This is a genomic window from Pseudomonas sp. NFXW11 (genome assembly GCF_049887815.1).
Lineage (GTDB): Bacteria > Pseudomonadota > Gammaproteobacteria > Pseudomonadales > Pseudomonadaceae > Aquipseudomonas.
Window position 1 is genome coordinate 12,980 of record NZ_JAGEKI010000013.1, and the last position, 22,808, is coordinate 35,787.

Below are 22,808 nucleotides of genomic sequence, written 5' to 3' on the forward strand. Positions count from 1 at the left end.
AAGAACCTTTATTGCATCAGTACTTCGATGGCGCCGTCGGCGGTCATGCTGACCTGGCTGGTGCCGGCCTCGACTTCCGGAGTCACCGGCGCCGAGTCCATGCTGCCGGCTTTCATCATCATCGGCGCGCGCATGTAGGGTTGTGGATAACCGTTGCTGTTGAAGTTCAGGCTGACGATCTTGTAGCCCTTGCCGCCCAAGGCTTCGGTTGCCAGTTGGGCGCGGGCCTGGAAGGCCTTGATCGCGTCCTTGAGCAAGGCGTCTTCGCTGGCCTTGCGGGTGGGCTCGGCGATGGCGAAGTCCATGCCGCCCATTTTCAGGTCGCCCAGCAGCTCGCCGGTAAGCTTGGACAGGGCGGCGAAGTCGGCGCTTTCAAGGCGCAGCTCGGCGCGCTCGCGCCAGCCGGTGATCTTCTGGCCCTTGCTGTCGTAGATCGGGTAGCTGTTGCGGCTGCCCTGGCGCAGGGTCACGTCCTTGACCTGGCGCGCCTGGCCCAGGGCCTTGTTCATGGTGGTGGTGATTTGCGCGGCCAGCTTGGCCGGGTCGCTGTCCTGCGCCTCGCTGTAGAGGGTCACTATCATCAGGTCCCGGGCCACTTCCTGGCTGGCCTCGGCGCGCAGGGACACCTGGTTGTAGTGCAGTTCATCGGCGGCCAGGGCGGGCAGGCTGGAGAGGGTGCCGGCGCCGAGGGCCAGATAAGCGAGGCTGCGACTCAAATGTTGCATAAAAACTCCTTGGGGGCGGTACGCAGGGCAAGGCCAGAGCCTGAATGAAAGGTTCAGACAGGCGAGGCAGTGGCAAGTTTCAAGCTGCGAGCTGCAAGCAAATACGCTTGTAGCTCAAAGCTCGCAGCTTGCCACTGCTTTTCTGTGACGCTTTGCCGCAGTTTGCCTGTGCCGGGGGCGCCTTGGTTATACTCCCGCCGATTGCCCTGGAGCGCTCATCAGGAGAGCTCATGCTCGCCCCCGTAAAATTGCTGTCCGCAACCCGTCAGAACCTCTGGCGCCTGACCTTTATCCGCACCCTGGTACTGGCCGCCCAGGCCGGCTCGGTGGGGCTCGCCTATTGGCTGGAGCTGCTGCCGCTGCCCTGGTTGCAACTGGGCGTGACCCTGATGTTCTCCGGGGTGTTGTGCGCGTTCACGGCCATCCGGCTGCGCACGTCCTGGCCGGTGACCGAGCTGGAATACGCCCTGCAGCTGGCTTGCGACCTGTTTATCCACAGCGTGCTGCTGTACTTCTCCGGCGGTTCCACCAATCCGTTCGTGTCCTATTACCTGGTGCCCCTGACCATCGCTGCGGTGACCCTGCCCTGGCGTTACTCGGTGGCGCTTTCGGGCATTGCCCTGAGCCTCTACACCTTGCTGCTGGCCTGGTTCTATCCCTTGCAGACTCTGCCCATCGCCCGGGAGAACCTGCAGGTCTATGGCATGTGGCTGAGTTTTGCCCTGGCCGCGGCGGTGATCACCTTCTTCGCCGCGCGCATGGCCGAGGAGCTGCGCCGCCAGGAAGAACTGCGGGCGATTCGCCGCGAGGAAGGCCTGCGCGACCAGCAACTGCTGGCCGTGGCGACCCAGGCTGCCGGCGCCGCCCATGAACTGGGTACGCCCCTGGCGACCATGAGCGTGCTGCTCAAGGAAATGCGCCAGGACCATCCCGATCCGCTGCTGCAGGACGACCTCAGCGTGCTCCAGGACCAGGTCAAGCTGTGCAAGGAAAGCCTGCAGCAATTGGTGCGCGCCGCCGAGGCCAACCGCCGCCTGGCGGTGGAGATGCAGGATGTCACCCAGTGGCTGGATGAAGCCCTGAACCGCTGGCACTTGATGCGCCCCGAAGCCAGCTACCGCTTCCATCTGCTGGGCCAGGGGCCGCTGCCACGCCTGGCGCCGCCGCCGGACCTGACCCAGGCCCTGCTCAACCTGCTGAACAATGCCGCCGACGCCTGCCCCGAGGGCCTGGAAGTGCGCCTGGACTGGGACGCGGAAAACCTCACTATCAGTATTCGTGACCACGGTGCCGGAGTACCCTTGGCCATCGCCGAGCAGATCGGCAAACCCTTTTTTACCACCAAGGGCAAAGGCTTCGGCCTGGGCCTGTTCTTGAGCAAGGCCAGCGTGACCCGCGCCGGTGGCTCAGTGAAACTCTACAGTCATGAGGAAGGCGGAACGCTCACCGAGCTGCGCCTGCCCCGTGCCGCCCGAGGAGACGACCATGAGTGAAGAGATCCAAGTCGAAGGCGAGGAATTGCCGCATCTGTTGCTGGTGGATGACGATGCCACTTTTACCCGGGTGATGGCCCGTGCCATGAGCCGCCGGGGCTTTCGCGTGACCACCGCAGGTTCCGCGGAAGAGGGCCTGAGCATCGCCCAGCAGGACCTGCCGGACTACGCCGCCCTGGACCTGAAGATGGACGGCGACTCCGGGCTGGTGCTGCTGCCCAAGCTGCTGGAGCTGGATCCGGAAATGCGGGTACTGATCCTCACCGGCTATTCGAGCATCGCCACCGCGGTGGAGGCGATCAAGCGCGGCGCTTGCAACTACCTGTGCAAGCCGGCGGACGCCGACGATGTACTGGCCGCGCTGCTCTCCGAGCATGCCGACCTGGATACCCTGGTGCCGGAAAACCCGATGTCGGTGGACCGCCTGCAATGGGAGCACATCCAGCGCGTGCTGACCGAGCACGAAGGCAATATCTCCGCCACTGCCCGGGCCCTGGGCATGCATCGCCGTACCTTGCAGCGCAAACTGCAGAAACGTCCGGTACGTCGCTGAACCGCGACTGAACCAATCTCTGCCGGACATCGTGAAAAGGTGAGCCGATCTACTATGATCGGCTCAATGCCTTCTTCCTCCCAGCCGAGCCTCAACTATGAATCAGAACGCTGAATACTCTGCGGTCAACGATGCTGTGCGCGGGCAATTCTTTCGTCGGGTCTGGGCCATGATCACGCCTTACTGGCGGAGCGAGGAAAAGGGCAAGGCCTGGCTGTTGCTGATTGCGGTGATCGGCCTGTCGCTGTTCAGCGTGGCCATCTCGGTGTGGATCAACACCTGGTACAAGGATTTCTACAACGCCTTGCAGAAGAAGGACGAGGCGGCGTTCTGGCACTTGATCCTGTATTTCTGCGGGATTGCCGCCGTGGCGATCCTCGGCGCGGTGTACCGCCTGTACCTGACCCAGATGCTGACCATCCGCTGGCGCGCCTGGCTGACGGAGAAGCACTTTGCCCGCTGGTTGGGCCACAAGAACTACTACCAGCTGGAGCAGGGTGGCTACACCGACAACCCGGACCAGCGGATTTCCGAAGACCTCAACAGTTTCACCAGCAACACCCTGTCCCTGGGTTTGGGGTTGATCCGCAACATCGTCAGCCTGGTGTCCTTTTCCATCATTCTCTGGGGCGTTTCCGGCAGCATCGAGGTGCTGGGCTACACCATTCCCGGCTACATGTTCTGGTGTGCGCTGGTGTATGCCCTGGTGGGCAGCTGGCTGACCCATATGATCGGCCGTCGGCTGATCGGCCTTAACAACCAGCAGCAACGTTTCGAGGCCGACCTGCGTTTCTCCATGGTGCGGGTTCGCGAGAACGCCGAGAGCATTGCCCTGTACGAAGGCGAGAAAAACGAGAATCAGCGCCTGAGCAACCGTTTCGGCAAGGTCTGGCACAACTTCTGGGAGATCATGAAGGTGTCCAAGCGCCTGACCTTCTTCACCGCCGGCTATGGCCAGATCGCGATCATCTTTCCGTTTATCGTTGCGGCGCCGCGCTATTTCGCCGGCAAGATCGAACTGGGTGAGCTGATGCAGATCAACTCGGCGTTCGGCAACGTCCAGGAGAACTTCAGCTGGTTTATCAGCGCCTATTCGGACCTCGCCGCCTGGCGCGCCACCTGTGACCGTTTGCTGAGTTTCCGCCAGGCCATGGACGACAACGAGGAGCGTCCGCCGGCCATCGATGTGCAACGCCAGGGCGAACAGTTGCAAGTGCGTGATTTGGGGTTGGACCTGGCTGACGGCCGCCACCTGCTGGCCGGTGCCGAGCTGACGGTGAATGCTGGCGAGCGCTTGATGCTCAGCGGCCGCTCCGGCAGCGGCAAGAGCACCCTGCTGCGGGCCATGGGCCGGCTTTGGCCGTCGGGACACGGCAGTATCCTGTTGCCCGGCCAGCGCTCGCTGTTCCTGCCGCAAAAACCTTACCTGCCCATTGGCAGCCTGCGTGAGGCCTTGAGTTATCCACAAGCGGGGGACAGCTACCCCCAGGAGCGTTATGCACAGGTACTGGAAACCTGCCGCCTGACGCATCTGATACCGCGCCTGGATGAAGCCAATCACTGGCAGCGCATGTTGTCGCCGGGTGAACAGCAGCGCTTGGCCTTTGCCCGGGCACTGTTGTATGTGCCGCGCTGGCTGTATATGGACGAGGCCACCTCGGCCATGGATGAGGAAGATGAAGCGAGCCTGTATCAGGCGCTGATCGATCAGTTGCCGGGGGTGAGCATTGTCAGCGTTGGCCATCGCAGCAGCCTCAAGCGTTTCCATGTGCGGCACGTGCGAATCGAGCAGGGGCACCTGGTGAATCAGCAGGTGACGGCCTGAGGCATTGCGCCCCAGGCCAAAGCACCCGCCGTGCCGTGGCCGTGAGGCGGCGTCGGCGCGGCGGGTGATGGCTCACCTAAGGCTCAGGCCTTGTGCAGGATGCTGCGGTCCACCCTGACCGCCAGTTGGCCACGGCCCGGCTTGGCGTTGAAGCTCACATTGCCCTGGGCATCGACAGCGGCCCGGGCGATCGGCGCACCATCGAGCAGCAGCTCCAGCGGCGCGTCCTTGAGGGATTGGCCAGAGGCCAGTTGCAGTTTCAGGTTGATAGCCATGTGAAGTCCTTGTCAGGCGTTACGGTCGATAAAGCGCGTGGCGTTCTTGTCGATGGAACCGATCAGCTCCGGTGAGCCGCCGCGGAACTGGCGGAACACATTGCGACCGGTGGCGCTGGCGTTGCGGGTGCCCGCCGGGATGCTCAGGGTTGGCTGGAAGCTGTCGCCCAGTTCCACATAGGCCGACCAGGGCCCGATATAGGATTCTTGCAAGCCATTGGTTTCACTGATGGCGTAACGCACCGCCTGGCCCGGCAGCCAGTTGGGCTCGCTGGGGGTATGGCTCTGCCAGCCATCGGCGAGGATGCCGGGAACCGCGCTGGGGGTTTCCAGGAAACCGGTCGGCTGGTTCGGGCTGTAGTTCTTCAGCAACAGGTAGGTGCTCCAGCCCCACCAGTTGTCGATGGTCTTGCTGTCGTTGAGGTTGTTCACATCGCTGCGGCGCAGCACCTGGTCGCCACGGCTGACGAACAGCGGTGAGAAATTGCCGCTCTTGGCTGCGTTGAGGTCCGGCACTACCTTGAGCGCCGCGTAACTGGCCGGCGCCGGCAGGCTGCCGCTGAGGTAGCTGGCGAAGACTTCGTCGGCCGAACGCTGCACTGCCAGCTTCACCTGCTGACGATTGCGGTGGTCGACACTGTCGAAATAGCGCTTGTCACCGTAGGCATGCCAGCGATCGCCCTGGGCGTTGCTGACCTCGAGGCCGAACTTGCTGTCTTCGTCGTGCATGAAGCGGGTGATCAACGAACCCAGGTCGCTGGGTGTGACCACCGCCGCCACCTGCTTGCGCGGTACCCGTAGATGGCCGGCGGAAAACAGGTCGGTGAGGAAGTGGTCGGCGAAGGCGTTCATCGCATAGGCCAGTTCCAGTTGCTTGTCGTCGGCGCTCTTGCCGGCGATCACTGCTTGCTGCAAGGCGGCGGTATGGCCGGCGGTGTAGGCGGCCAGGGCCCATTCGCCAAAGTGGTCGGCGTTGTTGGCCGCCAGTTTCAGGTAACGGCCCAGGGGGAACAGCGCCGACACCGCGCTGCCGCCGCCAGTGATGCGGTTCCATTCTTCGGACAGGCTATCGCCCAGGGCGTCATAGGCTTCGTGGGGCTGTTTGCCGTCGCGGATCGCTTGGTTGGCGGCGAGGATTTCCTTCTGCATCACCGTGAGGATCTGCCGAGCCTCGTCCTTGGCTGCCGGCAGTGTCGCCAGGGAGTTGAAGGCGTTGCTGAAGCGTTGGACCCGATCGGCGGGTGTGGCGCCGTCACAGATCGGCTGTTCCGGAATACCGTAGAAATCACCGCCCAGGGCTACCACCTGGCCATAGGTCAGGGCCAGGCCGTTGGGCAGGTGCAGTTGCACCTGCCAGGCGGGAATGGCCGGGGCGTCCTTGACGAAGCGCAGCAGGGTGCTGTCGCCGATGGCGGTGTGTTCACCGCCTTCGAAGCGCAGTTGGGGCTTGCCCCTGGTGGTTGGGTTCGGGGTGTGCGGAAGGTGTTCCGGGCGGTGGTACTTGATGGTGTGGTGGCCGTCGGCGACCAGTACCAGGGTGTCGCCATCGCCGGCAATGGCGATGCCTTGTTCGGTGAACAAAAGGTCCAGGTCGGCAATGATCTTGCCGGCCTGTTGTGGCTGCGTCTGTGCAGTGAGTCCTGACATTTCTAGCTCCTTGATATGTCATGGGGTGTTTCAGATTTAACTGTATGGATATACAGTTAAATCGAGCATAAAGGAAAACCGATCCGCGTCAAGATGCGAATCGTCTGGCTGTTGATGTTTATTTTCAGGGTTCAACTGCTGGGGGCCGGGCGAGACGCTGAAGGTTCCGGTCTTGAGCGCTCGGAAGGGGATTGGATTATCATCAGCGGCCTCACGACAGCCACAAGGCTTACCTGCAGATGCTGGCGATCTTTCTCGAAACGCTGACAATCACCGCCCCGGTGTTCGCCATGCTCTTGCTCGGTCTGCTGCTCAAGCGGGTGGGCTGGATCAACGACAACTTCATCCATACAGCGTCGGCCCTGGCGTTCAACGTGACCATGCCGGCGCTGCTGTTTCTCGGCATCATCCATGCCGACCTGCATGCGTCGTTGAAGCCTGCGGTGCTGATCTATTTCGCCGTGGCCACCCTGCTGTGCTTTGCCCTGGCCTGGGGCTGGGCCATCTGGCGCTGCCCGCGGGAGGATCGCGGCATCTATACCCAGGGCGCGTTTCGCGGCAATAACGCGATCATCGGCCTGGCCCTGGCGGCCAGCATGTATGGCGACTACGGCATTTCCCTGGGGGCGTTGCTCGCGGCCCTGGTGATTCTTTTCTACAACACCCTGTCGACCATAGTGCTGGCGGTGTACAGCCCGGTGATCAAGTCCGATCCGTGGAGCATCTTCAAGAGCGTGATCCGCAATCCGCTGATCGTCAGCGTGTTGGTGGCCGCGCCCTTTGCCTACTGGCAGATCGGTATTCCCGGTTGGCTGGAGACGTCGGGGCGCTATCTGGCGCAGATGACCCTGCCCCTGGCACTGATCTGCATTGGCGGCACCCTGTCCCTGGCGGCCCTGCGCAACAGCGGGCGGATGGCCATGAGTTCGAGCCTGCTGAAGATGGTCGGGCTGCCGACGCTGGCCACGTTCGGCGCCTGGCTGTGGGGCTTTCGGGGGCCGGAGCTGGGGATACTGTTCCTGTACTTCGGCAGCCCCACCGCGGCGGCCAGTTTTGTCATGGCCCGGGCGGCCAATGGCAATCACGAACTGGCGGCGGCGATCATCGTCATCACCACGGTCATGGCGGCCGTGACCACCAATATCGGGATCTTCCTGTTGCAGTGGGGCGGCTGGATCTAGGGCTTACTGCGGTTGCTGATAGGCGTCTATCACTTCCTGGGCCGCACGAAACGCATCGATGGCCGCCGGCACCCCGGCATACACCGCGCAATGCAGCAGCGCTTCACGGATTTCCTCGACACTGCAGCCATTGTTCAAGGCGCCGCGCACATGGCCCTTGAGCTCCTGCGGGCATTTCAGCGCGGTCAGGGCAGCCAGGGTGATCAGGCTGCGGGTCTTCAGCGGCAGCCCTTCGCGGTTCCACACCCCACCCCAGGCGTGCTCGTTGACGAATTCCTGCAAGGGTTGGCTGAACTCGCTGGCATTGCCCAGGGCGCGATCGACGAAGGCATCGCCCATCACTTGACGACGCATTTCTAAACCGCTTTTCTTGTTCTCGCTCATGGCGTGTCTCTCTTGTGTTGGCGGCGCCAGGCCCGTAGCGAACTGAACAGCAGAAACGCCACCAGCGCCGGCAGGAAGTAAAACAGCATCATCCGTTCCAGCTTGCCGGCCAGCGGCATGCCGGTGGTGAAGGACAGTAGGTGCAGCCCATAGGCCAGGTACAGGCCGAGAAACAGCAGGCCTTCGGCACGGGTCACGCGGTAGCCCGAATAGAACACTGGCAGGCACAGCAGGGCCACGCCGAGCAGCACCGGCAGGTCGAAATCCAGGGCGTTGGGCGAGACCGAGAGCGGGTTCGGCGCTACCAGGGCGGTGAACCCCAGCACCCCCAGCAGGTTGAACAGGTTGCTACCGATGATGTTGCCCACGGCGATATCCCGCTGACCACGCAGGGCCGCCAGCAGTGAGGTGGCCAGTTGCGGCAGCGAGCTGCAGACGGCGATCACCGTCAGCCCCATCACCCGTTCCGAAAGCCCCAGGTCGTCGGCCACACTGACCGCGGCGCCCAGCAGCAGGTGCCCGGCGGCGACCAGCAGGCCCAGGCCGATAAGCACCAGGAGCATGCTGCTGAACCGCGGTGCCGTGTTGCGCTGGCCGGCCGGCGCACGGAGCTGCGGGCGTGCTGCGCGCCGCGACTGACGCAGCAGCAGGGCCAGGTACAGCACCAGGGCTGAAAGCAGGATCAGGCCGTCGATCGGGGTCAGGTGTTCGTTGTAGGCGAGGGCAAAGACCAGTGCGCAGGCACCGATCATCAAGGGGATGTCCAGGCGCACCAGCTGGCGCGAGACCCGCAGCGGAATGATCAGCGCCGAGAAGCCGAGGGTCACCAGGATATTGAAGATGCTGCTGCCGATCACGCTGCCCACGGCGATATCGGTGTTGTCGGCCAGGGTCGCTTGCAAGCTGATGGCCATCTGCGGTGCGCTGCTGCCGACGGCGACGATGCTCAGGCCGATGATCAGCGGGCGTACATGCAGGCGGGCCGCCAGGCGCACGGCGGCGCGTACCAGCAATTCGGCGCCGGCGATCAGCATCAGCAGGCCGCTGAAAAGCTGGACCAGGCTGAGCAGGGGCAATTCGGCAAAGGCGGTAATGGCTTGGGCTCCGACTTCAGTCGCTGAGGGCTTGGATACGGACTTTCGCGGTACCGCTGCGCAGCATGTCCAACTGTTGCGCGGCACCACGGGAAAGATCGATCAGGCGGCCACGGGTGTGCGGGCCACGGTCGTTGATGCGCACCACCACACTCTTGGCATTGCCCAGGTTGGTGACTTGCACTCGGGTGCCGAATGGCAGTTCACGGTGGGCAGCGGTAAGGGCGTGCTGGTCGAAGGCTTCGCCACTGGCCGTACGCTTGCCGTGATGGCGGGAACCGTAATAGGAGGCGGTGCCGGTTTGGTCATAACCCCGTGGATCGATGATATGGCTGCTGGCGCAGCCCGTGAGCAGCGCCAGCAGGGCGCCAGTCACGACCCAGGGACGGGGAACGGCTATTTGCAGGAGCTGGCTTGCCAGCGAAAAGGGGCTTGGGGCCCCGTGGTTCCGACTGGCAAGCCAAGGCTTCATTGTCGATCAGCCTTCGAGCTTGCTTTTCAGCAGCTCGTTGACTTGCTGCGGGTTGGCCTTGCCCTTGGACGCCTTCATCGCCTGGCCGACGAAGAAGCCGAACATCTTGCCGCGCTTGGCCTCATCGGCGGCGCGGTACTGCTCGACCTGCTCGGCGTTGGCCGCGAGCATTTCATCCAGCACCGCGGAGATCGCGCCGGTGTCGGTGACCTGCTTCAGGCCGCGCTTGTCGATGATCTCGTCGGCGCTGCCTTCGCCATTGGCCATGGCTTCGAACACGGTCTTGGCGATCTTGCCGGAGATGGTGTTGTCCTTGATCCGCAGCAGCATGCCGCCCAGCTGTTCAGCCGACACCGGAGAGGCGTCGATTTCCAGGCCCTGCTTGTTCAGCAGGCTGCCCAGTTCCACCATGACCCAGTTGGCGGCCAGCTTGGCGTCACCGGCAATGCCCGCGACCTGCTCGAAGTAGTCTGCCTGCTCGCGGCTGGTGGCCAGCACGCTGGCGTCGTATACCGACAGGCCGAACTGCTGCTGGAAGCGCTCGCGCTTCTGCGGTGGCAGCTCTGGCAGGGTGGTGCGTACCTGGTCGAGGAAGGAGTCCTCGATCACCACGGGCAGCAGGTCCGGATCGGGGAAGTAACGGTAGTCGTTGGCTTCTTCCTTGCTGCGCATCGGACGGGTTTGGTCCTTGTTCGGGTCGTACAGGCGAGTCTGCTGGATCACCTTGCCGCCGTCTTCGATCAGCTCGATCTGGCGCTGGATCTCGGTGTTGATGGCTTTCTCGATAAAGCGGAACGAGTTGACGTTCTTGATCTCGCAGCGGGTGCCGAACTCGACCTGGCCCTTGGGCCGGACCGAGACGTTGCAGTCGCAGCGCAGCGAGCCTTCGGCCATGTTGCCGTCGCAGATGCCCAGGTAGCGCACCAGCGCGTGGATCGCCTTCACATAGGCCACGGCTTCCTTGGCATTGCGCATGTCCGGCTCGGAAACGATTTCCAGCAGCGGCGTGCCGGCACGGTTCAGGTCGATGCCGGTGGCGCCGTTGAATTCTTCGTGCAGGCTCTTGCCGGCGTCTTCTTCCAGGTGCGCGCGGGTGATCCCGACGCGTTTCATGGTGCCGTCTTCCAGGGGGATGTCCAGGTGGCCCTTGCCGACGATCGGCAGTTCCATCTGGCTGATCTGGTAGCCCTTGGGCAGGTCCGGGTAGAAGTAGTTCTTGCGTGCGAACACGTTGTGCTGGCCGATCTCGGCGTCTACCGCCAGGCCGAACATCACCGCCATGCGCACCGCTTCCTGGTTCAGCACCGGCAGTACCCCGGGCATGCCCAGGTCGATCAGGCTGGCCTGGGTGTTGGGCTCGGCACCGAAGGCGGTGGAGCTACCGGAGAAAATTTTCGATTGAGTGGTGAGCTGAGTATGAATCTCCAGCCCGATCACGACTTCCCATTGCATGTGCGTCTCCTCAGAAGCCGGTTGGGGTGCGGGTGTGCCAGTCAGTGTTGAGCTGATACTGGTGGGCAACGTTCAACAGGCGGCCTTCCTGGAAATACGGCGCGAGCAGTTGCACGCCCACCGGCAAGCCGTCGACGAAACCGGCGGGCATGGACAGCCCCGGCAGGCCGGCGAGGTTGGCGGTGATGGTGTAGACGTCTTCCAGGTAAGCAGCGACCGGGTCGCTGCTCTTGGCCCCGAGCTTCCAGGCCGGGTTGGGCGTGGTCGGGCCGAGGATGATGTCGACTTCGTTGAAGGCGTTCATGAAGTCGTTCTTCACCAGGCGGCGGATCTTCTGCGCCTTGAGGTAGTAGGCATCGTAGTAGCCGGCGGACAGGGCATAGGCACCGACCATGATCCGGCGCTGCACTTCGCTGCCGAAGCCTTCGCCACGGGAGCGGGTGTACAGGTCTTGCAGGTTTTCCGGGTTTTCGCAGCGGTAGCCGAAGCGCACGCCGTCGAAACGCGACAGGTTGGAGGAGGCTTCCGCCGGGGCGATCACGTAGTACGCGGGAATTGCGTGCTGCATGTTCGGCAGGCTGATTTCCTTGATCACCGCGCCGAGCTTTTCCAGCTCCTTGATGCTGTTGTGGATCAGCTCGGCGATGCGCGGGTCGAGGCCGGCGCTGAAGTATTCCTTCGGCACGCCGATGCGCAGGCCCTGCAGCGAGGCGTTGAGGCCGACGCTGTAGTCCGGTACCGGCTCATCGATGCTGGTGGAGTCGTTGGGGTCGAAGCCGGCCATGCCTTGCAGCATGAGTGCGCAGTCTTCGGCGGTGCGCGCCAACGGGCCACCCTGATCGAGGCTGGAGGCGTAGGCGATCATGCCCCAGCGGGAAACCCGACCGTAGGTCGGCTTCAGGCCGGTGAGGTTGGTGAAGGCAGCAGGCTGGCGGATCGAGCCGCCGGTATCGGTGGCGGTGGCGGCCGGCAACAGGCGCGCGGCAACCGCAGCAGCGGAACCGCCGGACGAACCACCGGGCACGTGTTCCAGGTTCCACGGGTTCTTCACCGCGCCGTACCAGCTCGATTCGTTGGCCGAGCCCATGGCGAATTCGTCCATGTTGGTCTTGCCCAGGGTCACGGCCCCGGCAGCGGCCAGCTTGGCGACCACGGTGGCGTCGTAGGGCGCCTTGAAGTTGTCGAGCATCTTCGAGCCGCAGCTGGTGCGAATGCCCTGGGTGCAGAACAAATCCTTGTGGGCGATCGGCGCGCCCAGCAGGGCACCGCTTTCACCGTTGGCGCGACGCTGGTCGGCGGCCTTGGCCTGGCTCAGGGCCAGGTCTTCGGTGCGGCTGATAAAGCTGTTGATCTGCGGGTCCAGCTGGGCGATGCGCGCCAGCAGGGCCTGGGTCAGTTCAACGGAAGAGAATTTCTTGTCGGCGAGGCCGCGGGCGATCTCGGCCAGAGTCATATGGTGCATTGCAGGCTCTTTCCCTTTAGTCGATGACTTTCGGAACCAGGTACAGGCCGCTTTCGACCGCTGGTGCGATGGACTGATAAGCCTCGCGATGATTGGACTCGGTGACCACGTCTGCGCGCAGGCGCTGGCTGGCTTCCAGAGGGTGGGCCAGGGGCTCGATACCGTCGGTATCGACTGCCTGCATTTGGTCCACCAGGCCGAGAATGCTGTTCAGCGCGGTGGTGATATGTGGAAGGTCGCCTTCATTGAGCTTGATGCTGGCCAAATGAGCGATTTTTTCCACGTCGGAGCGTTCGAGCGCCATGGGATTCTCCAGCGGAAAACAAAAGCGGATTTTATCCGCGTGTCAGATTGTCGGAACACCAGCGTGTTTCTACGGTCTTACGGCCGCGATCGAGGGGCTTGGTGCACAGAAAAGCGGCCAATTTAACATATTGGCGCCTTGCCCAAAATCCCTGTCGTTGTTAGAGTTTGCCGCACTTTTTTACCCACGCGTTGCCTAGGGTCCCTTTCCCATGTTCAAGAAACTGCGTGGCATGTTTTCCAGCGATCTTTCCATTGACCTGGGCACTGCCAACACCCTTATTTACGTGCGCGAGCGCGGTATTGTCCTGAATGAACCCTCGGTTGTGGCCATTCGCACCCACGGTAATCAGAAAAGTGTTGTAGCGGTTGGTACCGAAGCCAAGCGCATGCTCGGTCGTACTCCGGGCAACATTGCCGCCATTCGTCCGATGAAAGACGGCGTGATCGCCGACTTCAGCGTCTGCGAAAAGATGCTGCAATACTTTATCAACAAGGTTCACGAAAACAGCTTTCTGCAGCCCAGCCCACGTGTGCTGATCTGCGTTCCATGCAAGTCCACCCAGGTTGAGCGTCGCGCCATCCGTGAATCGGCGCTGGGCGCCGGTGCCCGTGAAGTGTTCCTGATCGAAGAGCCCATGGCTGCCGCTATCGGTGCCGGCCTGCCGGTCGAGGAAGCGCGCGGTTCGATGGTCGTGGATATCGGTGGTGGTACCACCGAAATCGCTCTGATCTCCCTGAACGGCGTGGTCTATGCCGAATCCGTACGGGTTGGCGGCGACCGTTTCGACGAAGCCATCATCACTTACGTGCGTCGCAACTACGGCAGCCTGATCGGTGAATCCACCGCCGAGCGCATCAAGCAGGAAATCGGCACCGCCTACCCGGGCGGCGAAGTGCGTGAAGTCGACGTACGCGGCCGTAACCTGGCCGAAGGCGTGCCACGTGCCTTCACCCTGAACTCCAATGAAGTGCTGGAAGCTCTGCAAGAGTCGCTGGCCACCATCGTTCAGGCCGTGAAGAGCGCCCTGGAGCAATCGCCTCCGGAACTGGCTTCGGACATCGCCGAGCGCGGCCTGGTGCTGACCGGTGGTGGCGCGCTGCTGCGTGACCTGGACAAGCTGCTGGCCCAGGAAACCGGCCTGCCGGTGATCGTCGCCGAAGACCCGCTGACCTGTGTCGCCCGCGGCGGTGGCCGTGCATTGGAAATGATGGACAAACACACCATGGACCTGCTCTCCAGCGAATAACTTCGCCGGTTGCATCTATGCTGTTGCGCTCACAGGCAGCACTTTGCAGTGCTGCCTGTGGCCGTTTATCTTCTGTCAATCTTCATCCAGGCCGGTTGATGCCGTATGAATAGACACAACATTTGCCTGGGAGGAGCGGCTTATTAAACCGCTTTTCGCCAAAGGCCCCTCATTAGGCGTTCGCCTCCTGGTGCTGGTCGTTCTCTCGGTCGCACTGATGGTGGTCGATGCCCGCTTCACACTGCTCAAGCCAGTGCGTAGCCAGATGTCGCTGGTGCTGATGCAGTCCTACTGGATCACCGACCTGCCGCAACGGCTATGGCAGGGTGTGGCCAGTCAATTTGGCAGCCGCACCGAGCTGGTCGCGGAAAACGAGAAACTCAAGACCGAGAACCTGCTGTTGCAGGGGCGCATGCAGAAGCTCGCGGCCCTGACCGAACAGAACGTGCGTCTGCGCGAGTTGCTCAATTCCTCGGCGCTGGTCAACGAGAAGGTTGAAGTGGCCGAGTTGATCGGCATGGACCCGAATCCCTTCACCCACCGCATCATCATCAACAAGGGCGAACGCGACGGCGTGTTCCTCGGCCAGCCGGTGCTCGATGCCCGGGGCCTGATGGGCCAGGTGGTGGAGTTGATGCCTTATACCTCCCGGGTGCTGTTGCTGACCGATACCACCCACAGCATTCCGGTGCAGGTCAACCGCAACGGCCTGCGCGCCATCGCCAGCGGCACGGGTAACCCGGAGCGCCTGGAGCTGCGCCATGTGGCCGACACCGCTGACATCAAGGAAGGCGACCTGTTGGTCAGCTCTGGCCTGGGGCAGCGTTTCCCCGCGGGTTATCCGGTGGCCACGGTCAAGGAAGTGATCCATGACTCCGGCCAGCCGTTCGCCATTGTGCGCGCCGTACCCACCGCGGCCTTGAATCGCAGTCGTTATCTGCTGCTGGTATTCAGTGACCCACGCACCGCCGAAGAGCGCGCCAACGATGCGGCCCAGGCCCAGGAAGCCCAGGACCAGCAAAGTGGCAATGCCACGCCGGCCGCTGTGCCTAAGCCGGCCACCGCGCCAGCAGTTGCAGCGCCTGCCGCTGCGGCAGCGACCCCGGCGGCTCCGGCAACCCCGGCCAAGCCTGCGGCCCACACGCCGGCCAAGCCGGTTCACAAGCCTGCGGTGAAACCGGTGGCCAGCAAGCCGCCGGCAGCGGCACCGGCCAGCACCGGAGGAAGAGAATAAATGGCGGGCACGACCTATTCGAGCAACGGCTGGATTGTCTGGCTGACCTTCCTGATCGGCATGCTGCTGAGTGTGATGCCGCTGCCGCAGTTCATGGAAATCCTCCGTCCATTGTGGTTGGCGCTGTTGCTGGCGTTCTGGGCCCTGGCCCTGCCGCACAAGGTGGGCATGGTCACCGCCTGGTGCCTGGGGCTGGCGGAAGACGTGCTGTATGGCACCCTGCTGGGGCAGAACGCGCTGATCCTGACCCTGATCACCTTCCTCGTACTGTCCTTGCAGCAACGCTTGCGGATGTTCCCGATGTGGCAGCAAAGCCTGGTGATCCTGGTGATCTTCGGCCTGGCGCAACTGGTGCAACTCTGGCTCAGTGCCCTGACCGGCAACCGCCAGCCGACCCTGGCCCTGGTGCTTCCCGCCCTGGTCAGTGCGCTGCTATGGCCCTGGGTGAGCTTCGGCCTGCGCGGCTTGCGTCGACGTTTCAAAATCAACTAATTCGGTCAGGCATTGGCCCGCACCTGGACAGGGAGATGTCTGATGAATCCGCTTTACCTCGCTTCTGGTTCTCCCCGTCGTCGTGAACTGCTGACCCAGATCGGCGTGCCCTTTACCGCCATCAGCGCGGATATCGATGAAACCCCCTTGGCCGGTGAAACCCCGGCTGCCTATGTCGAGCGCCTGGCCCGTGGCAAGGCGGCGGCTGGGCGCGCGTTGATCACCAGCAGCGAGTCCCGGGCCCCGGCCTGTGTCCTGGGGGCCGATACCGCGGTGGTGCTCGATGGGCAGATTCTCGGTAAGCCGTTGGACCAGGCCGACGCCCAGGCGATGCTGATGGCGCTTTCCGGGCGTGAGCACCAGGTACTGACCGCCATCGCTCTGCTCGATGGCGAGCGCTGCGAGTCACGGGTGGTCAGCAGCCTGGTGCGCTTTCGCGCCATCGGCCAGCAAGAGGCGGCTCGCTACTGGGCCAGCGGCGAGCCGCAGGACAAAGCCGGTGGTTATGCCATCCAGGGGCTTGCGGCGGTGTTTGTGGCAGGGCTCAATGGCAGTTATTCCGCCGTGGTTGGCTTGCCGGTATGCGAAACCGCAGAACTGCTCGGCCAATTCGGCATAGCCTGTTGGCAAAACCTTCCAGCGCGCTAAAGCGCCGTACCCCATTGTTGCGGCCCTCTATGAACACGCCTGAACGAGACACTGCCATGAGTGAAGAGATTCTGATCAACATCACGCCGATGGAATCACGGGTGGCGGTGGTTGAAAACGGAGTGCTGCAAGAGGTGCATGTCGAGCGCACCCAGCGTCGCGGCATTGTCGGCAATATCTACAAGGGCAAGGTGGTACGGGTGCTGCCGGGCATGCAGGCGGCTTTCGTCGATATCGGCCTGGATCGCGCGGCCTTTATCCACGCTTCGGAAATCTCCACCCGCGAAGGTACCGCGGTGGAGAGCATCAGTGCCCTGGTGCATGAAGGGCAGAGCCTGGTGGTGCAGGTCACCAAGGACCCCATCGGCACCAAGGGCGCGCGCCTGACCACCCAGCTGTCGATTCCCTCGCGTTACCTGGTGTACATGCCGCGTACCGCCCACGTTGGCATTTCCCTGAAGATCGAGGATGAGGCCGAGCGCGACCGCCTGAAGCAGGTGGTCAGCGACTGCGTGGCCCAAGAGGGCATTCAGGAGGCCGGCGGTTTTATCTTGCGCACCGCCGCCGAGGGCGCCGGCGCCGACGAAATCCTCATGGACATCCGCTATCTGCGCCGGCTCTGGGACCAGATCGGCACCCAGATCAAGACCATCGGCGCCCCCAGCGTGATCTACGAGGACCTGGGCCTGGCCCTGCGTACTCTGCGTGACCTGGTGAGCCCGAAGATCGAGAAGATCCGTATCGACTCCCGGGAAACCTTCCAGAAGACCACGCAGTTCGTCGCCGAGCTGATGCCGGAAATCGCCGATCGCCTGGAGCACTACCCCGGCGAACGGCCGATCTTCGACCTGTATGGCGTCGAGGATGAAATCCAGAAGGCCCTGGAGCGCAAGGTGCCGCTCAAGTCCGGTGGCTACCTGGTGGTGGACCCGGCGGAAGCCATGACCACCATCGACGTCAACACCGGGGCGTTCGTCGGCCATCGCAACCTTGAGGAAACCATCTTCAAGACCAACCTCGAGGCGGCCACCGCCATCGCCCGGCAGCTACGCCTGCGCAACCTGGGCGGGATCATCATCATCGACTTCATCGACATGGAGGACGAGGAGCATCGCCGTCAGGTGCTGCGCACCCTGGAGAAACAGCTGGAGCGCGATCACGCCAAGACCAATATCATTGGCATCACCGAGCTGGGCCTGGTGCAGATGACCCGCAAGCGCACCCGGGAAAGCCTGGAGCAGGTGCTGTGCGAGCCCTGCAGCAGTTGCCAGGGACGGGGCAAGTTGAAGACTCCTGAAACCATCTGTTACGAAATCTTCCGCGAAATTCTCCGCGAGGCCCGGGCTTATCAGGCAGAAGGGTATCGGGTGCTGGCCAATCAGAAAGTGGTCGACCGTCTGCTCGATGAAGAGTCGGGCAATGTTGCGGAGTTGGAAGGTTTTATTGGCCGGACCATCAGGTTCCAGGTCGAAACCATGTATTCCCAGGAACAATACGACGTGGTGCTGCTCTGATCCCCTGTGTTTTACCTCTGTGGAAACGGCTGGCCTCAGCTTTTTGCATGACTTCTGCCATGGGAGCCAACTGAGATGGAGCGGCTGATCCGCCTATTCGCCACGCTGACCCGCTGGGGGCTGGGCCTTTGTGCGCTGGTTCTGGTGCTGATTGCCCTGTATGTCAGCCTGGGTCGGGAACTGACCCCGCTGGTGGCCGAGTACCAGGCCGAGGTCGAGGCCAAGGTGCAGCAGGCCGTGGGCCTGCCGGTGCGTATTGGCAGCCTGGAAGGGCGCTGGAGCGGGCTTTCACCCATTCTGTTGGCCCACGACGTGATGGTCGGCGAGGGCACCAATGCCCTGCGCCTGGACCGAGTCAGCGTGGCGCCGGACATGCTCGCCAGCCTGCTGGCTCGCGACCTTCGGGTTGCCCGTATCGAACTCAGCGGCCTGAGCCTGGGCCTCAAGGAGACCCCGGACGGCCAATGGCAGTTGCAAGGCTTGCCCATGCCACAGGACGAGCAGCCGCTGGACCCCGGGCAACTGCTCGGTCGCCTGCAACAGGTGGCGCAACTGACGCTGCTGGACAGCCAGGTCACCTTGCTGCCCCAGGACCATGCGCCCGTGGCCCTGACCTATGTCGGGCTGAACCTGCGCACCGGCCCCAGCCGCCAGCGCCTTGACCTGCGCCTGACCCTGCCGGACGGCCAGCCCCTGGCGATGAGCCTGCGTACGCGAGTCCGTGCCGACGCCTGGCGCGAGGCCCAGGCCGAGCTGTACTTGAGCCTGCCGCAAAGCGATTGGTCGCGCTGGTTGCCGGCGCGCCTGACCCAGCAATGGAAGGTGTCCGAGCTCAAGGCCGGCGGCGAGCTGTGGCTGAACTGGGCCCAGGGCTCGGTGCAGAGCGCCGCGCTGCGCCTGAATGCACCGCAGTTCACCGGGGCCTATGCCGAGCGGCGTCCGGTCACCTTGAAGAACTTGGCACTGAACGCCTTCTTCCAGCGCAGCGAGCAGGGCTTGCAGGTGCAGCTCGATTCCCTGGCCCTGAACCTTGACGAGACCCGCTGGGAGTCGCGCCTGCAATTGCAGCAGAGCAAGGCCGGCGAAGGCGCCGAGGAACTCTGGCACCTGCAGGCCGACCGCCTGGACCTGGCGCCCATCACGCCGATTCTCGATGCCCTGGCGCCGCTGCCGGAAGGCCTGGCCACCACCATCGACCGCTTGAAGGTCACGGGCGGGCTGCGCAATGTGCTGCTCGACTACCGGCCCCAGGCCAGTGGCGATCAACGCCTGAGCTTTGCCGCCAATCTCGATCGGGTCGGTTTCGACGCCTATCACGGCGCTCCGGCGGCGCGTAATGTCAGCGGCAGCATCAGCGGCGACCTGGGCAAGGGCGAGCTGCGCATGGACAGCAAGGACTTTTCCCTGCATCTGTTCCCGATCTTCGCCAAGCCCTGGCAGTACCTGCAGGCCAACGCCACCCTGACCTGGAAGCTCGACCAGCAAGGCTTCACCCTGATCGCTCCCTACCTCAAGGTGCTGGGGGAAGAAGGCAAGATCGCCGGCGACTTCCTGATCCGCCTGCATTTCGACCACAGCCAGGAAGACTACATGGACCTGCGGGTCGGCCTGGTCGAGGGCGACGGTCGCTACACCGCCAAGTACCTGCCCCAGGTGCTCAGCCCCGCGCTGGATGAATGGCTGCGTACGGCGATCCTCAAGGGAGCGGTGGATGAAGGCTTCTTCCAGTACCAGGGGTCGTTGAACCATGACGCTGTCGAGGCTGCGCGCAGCATCAGCCTGTTCTTCAAGGTGCATGACGCCGAACTGGCGTTCCAGCCTGGCTGGCCGCACCTGACCAAGGTCGATGGCGATGTGTTTGTCGAGGACAGCGGCGTGCGCATTGTCGCCAGCAAGGGGCAGTTGCTGGACACCAAGGTGCGGGATGTTTTCGTCAATATTCCCCACGCCGCCAGCGGCCACAGCAACCATATGTACATCGACGGAGAATTTGCCGGTGGCCTGGCGGATGGGGTGAAGATTCTCCAGGAAGCGCCGATCGGTACCGGCGCGACCTTTGCCGGCTGGCAGGGCGAGGGCGAGTTGCAGGGCAAGCTGGAGCTGGACATTCCCCTGGTCAAGGGCGAAGAGCCGAAGATCCTGGTGGATTTCAAGACCGACAAGGCGCGCCTCAAACTCAGTGAGCCGGCGCTGGAGCTGACCCAGCTCAAGGGCAATTTCCGCTTCGACAGCACCCGTGGCCTGAGCGGCGAGGGCATCAGTGCCCAGGCTTTCGAACGGCCAGTGACGGCGCAGATCATTGCCGCCAGTAAGCCTGGCAAGCCCAGCACCCGGGTAGTGGCCAAGGGGCAGGTGTCGATCAAGAAGCTCAGCGACTGGCTGCAGGTAGGCCAGTCGTTGCCGGTGTCTGGCGAGTTGCCCTATCAGTTGCAACTGAACCTGGACGGGGCCGATAGCCAACTGATGGTCAGTTCCAGCCTCAAGGGGGTGGCGGTGGACCTACCGGCGCCGTTCGGCATGGCCGCCAGCAGCGGGCGCAACAGCGTGTTCCGCATGACCCTGCAAGGGCCCGAGCGGCGTTACTGGTTCAACTATGGCGAGCTGGCGGACTTCACCCTGGCCGCCCCCGCCGGCAAGTTGACCGAGGGCCGTGGCGAGCTGTTTCTCGGTGATGGCGCGGCCCAGCTGCCGACGGCCAAGGGGCTGCGGGTGCGGGGCGTGCTCTCCGAGCTGGATGTGGAGCCATGGAAAGCCCTGGTGGATCGCTATGCCGGCAAGGACCCGGAAGGCAGTGCCAAGCAACTGCTCAGCAGCGCCGACTTCAAGGTGGGCAAGCTCAGCGCTTTCGGTACTCGCCTGGATTCGGTCAGCCTGTTGCTGACCCGCCAGCCTGCGGCCTGGGACCTGAAGATCGACAGCCAGCAGGCCAAGGGCCAGGTGGCCATTCCCGATGCCAAGACCGCGCCGATGGCAATCAATATGCAGTATGTGCGCCTGCCGGCTGCTGATCCGGCAGCTCAGGCCGATGACAATGCCCCCGATCCGCTGGCCTCGGTGGACCCCAAGAACGTGCCGCCGCTGGATATCGCCATCGAGCAGCTGTTCCAGGGCCCGGACCTGGTCGGCCGTTGGGCGCTGAAGGTGCGGCCGACCGCCAAGGGCATGGTCTTCAATGGCCTGGACCTGGGCCTCAAGGGCATGCAGTTGCAGGGCGAGGGTGGTTGGGAAGGCCAGGCCGGTGCCAGCAGCAGTTGGTACCGCGGGCGGATCGGCGGCAAGAATCTGGCCGATGTGCTCAAGGGCTGGGGCTTTGCGCCCACCGTTACCAGCGAAGAGTTTCACCTGGATGTCGATGGTCGCTGGCCTGGCTCGCCGGCTTGGGTCGGCCTCAAGCGTTTCTCCGGAAGCCTGGACGCGACCCTGCGCAAGGGTCAGTTCGTCGAGGTCGAAGGCAGCGCCCAGGCGTTGCGGGTGTTTGGCCTGCTCAACTTCAACTCCATTGGCCGGCGCTTGCGCCTGGACTTCTCCGACCTGTTCGGCAAGGGCCTGAGCTATGACCGGGTGCGCGGCGTACTGGCGGCGAGCGAGGGGGTGTACGTCACCCGTGAGCCGATCACCCTCACCGGTCCGTCGAGCAATCTGGAGCTCAATGGCACCCTGGACATGGTGGCCGACCAGGTGGACGCCAAGCTGCTGGTGACCCTGCCGGTGACCAACAACCTGCCGATTGCCGCGCTGATCGTCGGTGCGCCAGCGGTGGGTGGGGCGCTGTTCCTGATCGACAAGCTGATCGGCGACAAGGTGTCGCGCTTCGCCAGCGTCAAGTACAACGTCAAGGGCCCGTGGAAAGAGCCGAAAATCACCTTCGACAAACCGTTTTGACCCTCCCCGACTCGCACCTATGGAGTAGCATGGCGGCCTACCCAACACGGAGCACGCCATGTCTCTTGCGGTGATCCAAATGGTCAGCCAGAGCGATATTCCGGCCAATCTGGCGCAGGCCCGCCGCCTGCTCGAACAAGCCGCCGCCGGCGGCGCCAGGCTGGCGGTGCTGCCGGAAAACTTCGCCGCCATGGGCCGCCGCGACATGGCCGCCATCGGTCGTGCCGAAGCCCTGGGCGAAGGCCCGATCTTGCCCTGGTTGAAACAGACCGCCCGCGACCTCAGGTTATGGATTGTCGCCGGCACTTTGCCGTTGCCGCCCGAGGATCAGCCCGAGGCCAAGTCCAATGCCTGCTCGCTGCTGGTGGACGACCAGGGGCAGTGTGTGGCGCGCTACGACAAGCTGCATCTGTTCGATGTCGATGTGGCGGACAATCGCGGACGCTATCGCGAATCCGATGACTATGCTCATGGAAACCGCGTGGTGGTGGCGGATACGCCGGTAGGCCGGTTGGGGCTGACGGTGTGCTATGACCTGCGTTTCCCCGAGCTGTACAGCGAATTGCGCGCCGCCGGTGCGGAGCTGATTACCGCGCCCTCGGCCTTTACCGCAGTGACCGGTGCCGCCCACTGGGAGGTGCTGATACGCGCCCGGGCCATCGAAACCCAGTGCTACCTGCTGGCGGCGGCCCAGGGCGGGGTGCACCCCGGCCCGCGGGAAACCTTTGGCCATGCGGCCATCGTCGACCCCTGGGGGCGCGTGTTGGCGGAGCAGGATCAGGGTGAGGGCGTGCTGCTGGCCGAGCGCGACAGCAGTGAACAGGCGTCCATTCGGGCGCGGATGCCGGTGGTCAGTCACCGGCGCATTTTCTCGCAAGGCGTCCAACGGCTTGCATAAGTACGACGAATTTAAGGCCAAAGC

At 63.5% G+C, this 22,808-nt stretch carries 20 protein-coding genes; 11 read left to right on the forward strand and 9 right to left on the reverse strand.

What is annotated here, in order from left to right; genetic code table 11:
• Nucleotides 1-8: 8 nt before the first annotated feature.
• Nucleotides 9-725 carry an SIMPL domain-containing protein gene (locus tag J4P02_RS19705; protein WP_426193299.1) on the reverse strand — a complete coding sequence of 239 codons (717 nt, stop codon included), beginning with the start codon at nt 723-725 and terminating at the stop codon, nt 9-11.
• A gap of 230 nt (nt 726-955) precedes the next feature.
• On the opposite strand from J4P02_RS19705, the gene J4P02_RS19710 reads away from it, so the two are divergent.
• The 3 genes from J4P02_RS19710 to J4P02_RS19720 all read left to right on the forward strand — a co-directional run bounded on the left by J4P02_RS19710 (nt 956) and on the right by J4P02_RS19720 (nt 4,596).
• Complete coding sequence (locus tag J4P02_RS19710) at nt 956-2,218, forward strand: ATP-binding protein (protein ID WP_426193301.1); 1,263 nt, start codon at nt 956-958, stop codon at nt 2,216-2,218.
• Complete coding sequence (locus J4P02_RS19715) at nt 2,211-2,771, forward strand: response regulator transcription factor (RefSeq protein ID WP_426193303.1); 561 nt, start codon at nt 2,211-2,213, stop codon at nt 2,769-2,771. The genes J4P02_RS19710 and J4P02_RS19715 overlap by 8 nt, the downstream gene beginning before the upstream one ends.
• A 97-nt stretch (nt 2,772-2,868) precedes the next feature.
• Nucleotides 2,869-4,596, forward strand: coding sequence for an ABC transporter ATP-binding protein/permease (locus tag J4P02_RS19720; RefSeq protein ID WP_426193305.1), 1,728 nt, complete (start codon nt 2,869-2,871; stop codon nt 4,594-4,596).
• An 83-nt stretch (nt 4,597-4,679) separates the two neighbouring features.
• On the opposite strand, the gene J4P02_RS19725 is transcribed toward J4P02_RS19720, so the two are convergent.
• Both J4P02_RS19725 and J4P02_RS19730 read right to left on the reverse strand, forming a co-directional pair.
• The gene (locus tag J4P02_RS19725; RefSeq protein ID WP_426193307.1) at nt 4,680-4,871 is read right to left on the reverse strand and encodes a hypothetical protein; all 192 of its coding nucleotides are present in this window, start codon (nt 4,869-4,871) and stop codon (nt 4,680-4,682) included.
• Between the two features lie 12 nt (nt 4,872-4,883).
• On the reverse strand, nt 4,884-6,518 hold the full coding sequence (locus tag J4P02_RS19730) for a phospholipase (RefSeq protein WP_426193309.1): 1,635 nt from the start codon (nt 6,516-6,518) through the stop codon (nt 4,884-4,886).
• Nucleotides 6,519-6,757: 239 nt separating this feature from the next.
• Between J4P02_RS19730 and J4P02_RS19735 the strand changes: the two genes are divergently transcribed.
• The gene (locus J4P02_RS19735; protein WP_426193654.1) at nt 6,758-7,699 is read left to right on the forward strand and encodes an AEC family transporter; all 942 of its coding nucleotides are present in this window, start codon (nt 6,758-6,760) and stop codon (nt 7,697-7,699) included.
• A 3-nt stretch (nt 7,700-7,702) separates the two neighbouring features.
• On the opposite strand, the gene J4P02_RS19740 is transcribed toward J4P02_RS19735, so the two are convergent.
• The 6 genes from J4P02_RS19740 to gatC all read right to left on the reverse strand — a co-directional run bounded on the left by J4P02_RS19740 (nt 7,703) and on the right by gatC (nt 12,867).
• On the reverse strand, nt 7,703-8,083 hold the full coding sequence (locus tag J4P02_RS19740; protein ID WP_426193311.1) for a carboxymuconolactone decarboxylase family protein: 381 nt from the start codon (nt 8,081-8,083) through the stop codon (nt 7,703-7,705).
• Nucleotides 8,080-9,144, reverse strand: coding sequence for a calcium/sodium antiporter (locus tag J4P02_RS19745; protein ID WP_426193656.1), 1,065 nt, complete (start codon nt 9,142-9,144; stop codon nt 8,080-8,082). The genes J4P02_RS19740 and J4P02_RS19745 overlap by 4 nt, the downstream gene beginning before the upstream one ends.
• Nucleotides 9,145-9,193: 49 nt before the next feature.
• On the reverse strand, nt 9,194-9,553 hold the full coding sequence (locus J4P02_RS19750) for a septal ring lytic transglycosylase RlpA family protein (protein WP_426193313.1): 360 nt from the start codon (nt 9,551-9,553) through the stop codon (nt 9,194-9,196).
• Between the two features lie 102 nt (nt 9,554-9,655).
• A complete protein-coding gene (gatB, locus tag J4P02_RS19755; protein ID WP_426193315.1) occupies nt 9,656-11,101 on the reverse strand; it encodes an Asp-tRNA(Asn)/Glu-tRNA(Gln) amidotransferase subunit GatB in 1,446 nt (481 codons plus the stop codon).
• Nucleotides 11,102-11,111: 10 nt separating this feature from the next.
• Nucleotides 11,112-12,563 (reverse strand): Asp-tRNA(Asn)/Glu-tRNA(Gln) amidotransferase subunit GatA, encoded by a 1,452-nt coding sequence (gene gatA, locus J4P02_RS19760; protein ID WP_426193317.1) that lies wholly within the window; start codon nt 12,561-12,563, stop codon nt 11,112-11,114.
• Between the two features lie 16 nt (nt 12,564-12,579).
• Nucleotides 12,580-12,867 carry an Asp-tRNA(Asn)/Glu-tRNA(Gln) amidotransferase subunit GatC gene (gatC, locus tag J4P02_RS19765; RefSeq protein WP_426193319.1) on the reverse strand — a complete coding sequence of 96 codons (288 nt, stop codon included), beginning with the start codon at nt 12,865-12,867 and terminating at the stop codon, nt 12,580-12,582.
• Between the two features lie 211 nt (nt 12,868-13,078).
• Here gatC and mreB point away from each other — a divergent pair, with 211 nt between their 5' ends.
• The 7 genes from mreB (at nt 13,079) to J4P02_RS19800 (ending at nt 22,784) form a co-directional block, all read left to right on the forward strand.
• Nucleotides 13,079-14,116, forward strand: coding sequence for a rod shape-determining protein MreB (gene mreB, locus J4P02_RS19770; RefSeq protein WP_002555108.1), 1,038 nt, complete (start codon nt 13,079-13,081; stop codon nt 14,114-14,116).
• 142 nt (nt 14,117-14,258) lie between these two features.
• Complete coding sequence (mreC, locus tag J4P02_RS19775; protein ID WP_426193658.1) at nt 14,259-15,350, forward strand: rod shape-determining protein MreC; 1,092 nt, start codon at nt 14,259-14,261, stop codon at nt 15,348-15,350.
• Complete coding sequence (gene mreD, locus J4P02_RS19780) at nt 15,351-15,842, forward strand: rod shape-determining protein MreD (protein ID WP_426193321.1); 492 nt, start codon at nt 15,351-15,353, stop codon at nt 15,840-15,842. It abuts the gene before it with no gap.
• A 42-nt stretch (nt 15,843-15,884) separates the two neighbouring features.
• Complete coding sequence (locus tag J4P02_RS19785) at nt 15,885-16,490, forward strand: Maf family protein (protein WP_426193323.1); 606 nt, start codon at nt 15,885-15,887, stop codon at nt 16,488-16,490.
• A 56-nt stretch (nt 16,491-16,546) separates the two neighbouring features.
• Nucleotides 16,547-18,004, forward strand: a complete 1,458-nt coding sequence (gene rng / locus J4P02_RS19790; protein WP_426193325.1) for a ribonuclease G — start codon at nt 16,547-16,549, stop codon at nt 18,002-18,004.
• Nucleotides 18,005-18,079: 75 nt separating this feature from the next.
• Entirely contained in the window at nt 18,080-21,886 is a 3,807-nt protein-coding gene (locus tag J4P02_RS19795; RefSeq protein WP_426193327.1) for a YhdP family protein, read from the forward strand.
• 58 nt (nt 21,887-21,944) lie between these two features.
• Entirely contained in the window at nt 21,945-22,784 is an 840-nt protein-coding gene (locus J4P02_RS19800) for a carbon-nitrogen hydrolase family protein (RefSeq protein ID WP_426193329.1), read from the forward strand.
• The last annotated feature ends 24 nt before the right edge of the window (nt 22,785-22,808 follow it).

Coding starts and splice junctions, on each gene's coding strand:
- J4P02_RS19705 (WP_426193299.1), bottom strand. CDS start 725: ATGCAACATTTGAGTCGCAGCCTCGCTTATCTGGCCCTCGGCGCCGGC.
- J4P02_RS19710 (WP_426193301.1), top strand. CDS start 956: ATGCTCGCCCCCGTAAAATTGCTGTCCGCAACCCGTCAGAACCTCTGG.
- J4P02_RS19715 (WP_426193303.1), top strand. CDS start 2,211: ATGAGTGAAGAGATCCAAGTCGAAGGCGAGGAATTGCCGCATCTGTTG.
- J4P02_RS19720 (WP_426193305.1), top strand. CDS start 2,869: ATGAATCAGAACGCTGAATACTCTGCGGTCAACGATGCTGTGCGCGGG.
- J4P02_RS19725 (WP_426193307.1), bottom strand. CDS start 4,871: ATGGCTATCAACCTGAAACTGCAACTGGCCTCTGGCCAATCCCTCAAG.
- J4P02_RS19730 (WP_426193309.1), bottom strand. CDS start 6,518: ATGTCAGGACTCACTGCACAGACGCAGCCACAACAGGCCGGCAAGATC.
- J4P02_RS19735 (WP_426193654.1), top strand. CDS start 6,758: ATGCTGGCGATCTTTCTCGAAACGCTGACAATCACCGCCCCGGTGTTC.
- J4P02_RS19740 (WP_426193311.1), bottom strand. CDS start 8,083: ATGAGCGAGAACAAGAAAAGCGGTTTAGAAATGCGTCGTCAAGTGATG.
- gatB (WP_426193315.1), bottom strand. CDS start 11,101: ATGCAATGGGAAGTCGTGATCGGGCTGGAGATTCATACTCAGCTCACC.
- gatA (WP_426193317.1), bottom strand. CDS start 12,563: ATGCACCATATGACTCTGGCCGAGATCGCCCGCGGCCTCGCCGACAAG.
- gatC (WP_426193319.1), bottom strand. CDS start 12,867: ATGGCGCTCGAACGCTCCGACGTGGAAAAAATCGCTCATTTGGCCAGC.
- mreB (WP_002555108.1), top strand. CDS start 13,079: ATGTTCAAGAAACTGCGTGGCATGTTTTCCAGCGATCTTTCCATTGAC.
- mreD (WP_426193321.1), top strand. CDS start 15,351: ATGGCGGGCACGACCTATTCGAGCAACGGCTGGATTGTCTGGCTGACC.
- J4P02_RS19785 (WP_426193323.1), top strand. CDS start 15,885: ATGAATCCGCTTTACCTCGCTTCTGGTTCTCCCCGTCGTCGTGAACTG.
- rng (WP_426193325.1), top strand. CDS start 16,547: ATGAGTGAAGAGATTCTGATCAACATCACGCCGATGGAATCACGGGTG.
- J4P02_RS19795 (WP_426193327.1), top strand. CDS start 18,080: ATGGAGCGGCTGATCCGCCTATTCGCCACGCTGACCCGCTGGGGGCTG.
- J4P02_RS19800 (WP_426193329.1), top strand. CDS start 21,945: ATGTCTCTTGCGGTGATCCAAATGGTCAGCCAGAGCGATATTCCGGCC.